We start from the raw sequence: 1005 nt of genomic DNA, 5'->3' as shown, positions 1-1005 counted from the left end.
GGGGGACGTGTATTATTCAACAGCAACGAAAATTACAGGGACAATTCATCGAGCAACATTAAATGTTGGAACTCTAAACACTGGCTGGATAAAAGCAGTTGAAATCAACTCTGAAATTTTTAGCAGAGTATTTGATGCAGATTTAGCGTGTAACTTGAAAATGACCAGGGTAGAAGGTGGCTGGCAGTACTCCGCATATGTTCGAATTCAGGTTGGTGTTGATGATGGTAATGGAGGTGTAGCGACTGCGTACAGTGAAACGGGTAAATATACAGGAAATGGTGGATTAGATTTAACTGTCAATGCAGGCCCTATTCAGTTGCCTGTTTCACCCCGAGGCGGTAAGAGTTATATCTATATTCGTGCAGTATCCACAGAAAGCGACCCAAATACGAATGCAACAGCAAGCGTTATTTTGAGTTACTCAAATCTGAAGAGGGTGGAAGTTTTCAAAGTTGGCACATCGACAGTAAAAGCACTAACCATTTAAACCTCATAATAATTAACAGGCCGCTTAATTGCGGTTTTTTTGTATCTAAATTTCGGAGAATCCTATGTACAACACAGGCACAGTCACAACAACAGCAAATAGCACTAAATTAGTCGGTGCTGGAACCAAATGGCTCAATAACATTAATCGTGTATCCGCAGAGCAAGCAATACAAATTCAAATTGGAACCACAGTTCACAATAACAGTATTCAGTCGATTCAATCGGATACTGAACTCACATTAAATTTCCCATTACCAACCGCAGCAACGGGGGCAAAATACGTCATTCTCACGACGATGGTTCATTCTGTTTCCGATGCGATGAATAAAATAGTGTCGATGAATGGGGCGAATGTGCAGTTCAGCGACATATTAATGCGCTGGATGACAGAGCAGGGCATTATCACTGTTACATTGCCAGACCAAACGACTCAACAGATACGCACAACAAAAGAAATGGATAAGCAGTTGGATGGGAAGTTTGATAAGACAGGGGGTACTCTTGATGGAGGAG

At 41.6% G+C, this 1005-nt stretch carries 2 pseudogenes; both read left to right on the top strand.

The features are described 5' to 3' along the window. Nucleotides 1-490, top strand: a pseudogene (locus PSF28_RS22605) (host specificity protein); the annotation flags it as partial. 64 nt (nucleotides 491-554) lie between these two features. Beyond that, nucleotides 555-1005 (top strand): annotated as a pseudogene (locus tag PSF28_RS22600) (hypothetical protein); the annotation flags it as partial.

It is taken from the genome of Providencia sp. PROV130, assembly GCF_028482225.1.
Lineage (GTDB): Bacteria > Pseudomonadota > Gammaproteobacteria > Enterobacterales > Enterobacteriaceae > Providencia > Providencia rettgeri.
The sequence above is the reverse complement of the archived record's forward strand: the minus strand, read 5'-3'. Positions and strand labels throughout refer to the sequence as shown.